Genomic DNA, 3,592 nt, shown 5'->3' with positions numbered 1-3,592 from the left:
GTGTTTCTAAGTTAAGTCCGGCGGTGTCCTACTCTCCCACAGGGTCCCCCCTGCAGTACCATCGGCGCTGAGAGTCTTAGCTTCCGGGTTCGGAATGTGACCGGGCGTTTCCCTCTCGCTATAGCCGCCGAAACATCTTCCGATGAATCGATTCTATATTTTTTAGTTATAGAGCCCCCATGATGAGGGCGTTGTTCTCGACCGTACATCGAGAACCACATAGTGGACGCTAAAGCAGCTTCTTCAAACTGAGTGTTATCAAATTATCGGCTTATTAGTACCGGTCAGCTTCATGGGTCTTTAGTCCCCACTTCCACATCCGGCCTATCAACGCAGTAGTCTAGCTGCGAGCCTCTCCCCCGAAGGGATGGAAATCTCATCTCGAAGCCGGCTTCCCGCTTAGATGCTTTCAGCGGTTATCCGTTCCGAACGTAGCTAATCAGCGGTGCTCCTGGCGGAACAACTGACACACCAGAGGTTCGTCCATCCCGGTCCTCTCGTACTAGGGATAGATCTTCTCAAATTTCCTGCGCGCGCAGCGGATAGGGACCGAACTGTCTCACGACGTTCTAAACCCAGCTCGCGTACCGCTTTAATGGGCGAACAGCCCAACCCTTGGGACCTACTCCAGCCCCAGGATGCGACGAGCCGACATCGAGGTGCCAAACCATGCCGTCGATATGGACTCTTGGGCAAGATCAGCCTGTTATCCCCGAGGTACCTTTTATCCGTTGAGCGACAGCGCTTCCACAAGCCACTGCCGGATCACTAGTCCCGACTTTCGTCCCTGCTCGACTTGTCAGTCTTACAGTCAAGCTCCCTTGTGCACTTACACTCGACACCTGATTACCAACCAGGTTGAGGGAACCTTTGGGCGCCTCCGTTACTTTTTAGGAGGCAACCGCCCCAGTTAAACTACCCACCAGGCACTGTCCCTGAACCGGATCACGGTTCGAAGTTAGGTATCCAATATGACCAGAGTGGTATTTCAACAATGACTCCACCTGAACTAGCGTCCAAGCTTCACAGTCTCCCACCTATCCTACACAAGCCACACCGAACACCAATACCAAGCTGTAGTAAAGGTCACGGGGTCTTTCCGTCCTGCTGCGCGTAACGAGCATCTTTACTCGTAATGCAATTTCGCCGAGTTCGCGGTTGAGACAGCTGGGAAGTCGTTACGCCATTCGTGCAGGTCGGAACTTACCCGACAAGGAATTTCGCTACCTTAGGATGGTTATAGTTACCACCGCCGTTTACTGGGGCTTAAATTCTCAGCTTCGCCTTGCGGCTAACCGTTCCTCTTAACCTTCCAGCACCGGGCAGGCGTCAGTCCGTATACATCGTCTTGCGACTTAGCACGGACCTGTGTTTTTAGTAAACAGTCGCTTCCCACTGGTCTCTGCGGCCTTCGAACGCTCCCGGAGCAAGTCCGTTCACGCCTCAGGCCCCCCTTCTCCCGAAGTTACGGGGGCATTTTGCCGAGTTCCTTAACCACGATTCTCTCGATCTCCTTAGTATTCTCTACCTGATCACCTGAGTCGGTTTGGGGTACGGGTGACTAAAACCTCGCGTCGATGCTTTTCTTGGCAGCATAGGATCACTGATTTCACCCTTACGGGCTACCCATCGGGTCTCAGGCATCATGAACGACGGATTTGCCTATCGTTCGCCCTACATCCTTAGACCGGGTCAACCATCGCCCGGCTCAGCTACCTTCCTGCGTCACACCTGTTAATACGCTAACCGCACCAGCATAGGGTCGCACGCTAGGCCCCACGCTTCACCCCGAAGGGATCCATCTAGGGGATTCAGATGCTTAGCATTACTGGATTAGCTTGGGCGGTTTTTCGTCAGTACGGGAATATCAACCCGTTGTCCATCGACTACGCCTGTCGGCCTCGCCTTAGGTCCCGACTTACCCAGGGCGGATTAGCCTGGCCCTGGAACCCTTGATCTTTCGGAGGACGGGTTTCTCACCCGTCTTTCGCTACTCATGCCTGCATTCTCACTCGTGTGGCCTCCACGGCTGGTTTACACCGCCGCTTCGCTGGCCACACGACGCTCTCCTACCCATCAACACGGCTGAACCAACACCACAAGGGTGCGGCTAACCAAAAATATCAATGCCACAACTTCGGTGGCGTGCTTGAGCCCCGTTACATTGTCGGCGCGGAATCACTTGACCAGTGAGCTATTACGCACTCTTTCAAGGGTGGCTGCTTCTAAGCCAACCTCCTGGTTGTCTGTGCAACTCCACATCCTTTCCCACTTAGCACGCGCTTTGGGACCTTAGTTGGTGGTCTGGGTTGTTTCCCTCTCGACGATGAAGCTTATCCCCCACCGTCTCACTGCTGCGCTCTCACTTACCGGCATTCGGAGTTTGGCTGACGTCAGTAAGCTTTTGGGCCCCATCGGCCATCCAGTAGCTCTACCTCCGGCAAGAAACACGCAACGCTGCACCTAAATGCATTTCGGAGAGAACCAGCTATCACGAAGTTTGATTGGCCTTTCACCCCTATCCACAGCTCATCCCCTCCATTTTCAACTGAAGTGGGTTCGGTCCTCCACGACGTCTTACCGTCGCTTCAACCTGGCCATGGATAGATCACTTCGCTTCGGGTCTAGGACATGCGACTGAATCGCCCTATTCAGACTCGCTTTCGCTACGCATTCCCCTCTCGGGTTAAGCTCGCCACATATCACTAACTCGCAGGCTCATTCTTCAAAAGGCACGCTGTCACCAGAACAAAGCTGGCTCCAACGGTTTGTAAGCAAACGGTTTCAGGTACTATTTCACTCCCCTCCCGGGGTACTTTTCACCTTTCCCTCACGGTACTTGTTCACTATCGGTCATGTAGGAGTATTTAGGCTTATCAGGTGGTCCTGACGGATTCACACGGGATTTCTCGGGCCCCGTGCTACTTGGGATACTTCTCGGGCGATTGCTGCATTTCGACTACGGGGTTCGCACCCTCTATGACCAGGCTTTCAATCCTGTTCGTCTATACAACGTTCTAACCCTTACCATTCGGTAGAATTGGCAGAAAAGTCCCGCAACCCCGACCATGCAACGCCTACCGGCTATCACACATGATCGGTTTAGCCTCATCCGGGTTCGCTCGCCACTACTAACGGAATCACTGTTGTTTTCTCTTCCTGTGGGTACTGAGATGTTTCACTTCCCCACGTTCCCTCTACCCGCCCTATATATTCAGGCGGGAGTCACCAGGTCACCTCACGGGCCTGGCGGGGTTTCCCCATTCGGACATCCTCGGATCACAGTTCGTTTATCAACTCCCCGAGGCTTATCGCAGATTACTACGTCCTTCTTCGGCTCTACATGCCAAGGCATTCACCGTTTGCTCTTAAAAATTTGAAATCACATGAGTTTGAATCGATTAAGTGCCGCGAATAAATTCGCGACCGAAATTGACCAATGATCTATAAATAGATCTTTGTAATTTGCTGTCCGAAGACAGTCAAATTTAAGATGCTCGCGTCCACTGTGTAGTTCTCAAAGTACGGGCGGTACCCTTCCCGCCGGCAAGTGATGCCAACGAGAAAAAGTCCAGAAGAATCAGATCAACCA

Annotated in this window: 2 rRNA genes; both read right to left on the bottom strand. The window is 52.9% G+C overall.

Features of this window, described 5'->3' with window-relative positions:
- Positions 1-15 precede the first annotated feature (15 nt).
- Positions 16-132 (bottom strand): 5S ribosomal RNA (rrf, locus tag E3T50_RS11160).
- 122 nt (positions 133-254) lie between these two features.
- A 23S ribosomal RNA gene (locus tag E3T50_RS11155) occupies positions 255-3,382 on the bottom strand.
- Positions 3,383-3,592 lie beyond the last annotated feature (210 nt).

Source organism: Cryobacterium gelidum, from assembly GCF_004403985.1.
In the GTDB taxonomy this organism is placed as follows: Bacteria; Actinomycetota; Actinomycetes; order Actinomycetales; family Microbacteriaceae; genus Cryobacterium; species Cryobacterium gelidum.
This window is presented reverse-complemented; position numbering and strand designations above follow the sequence as displayed.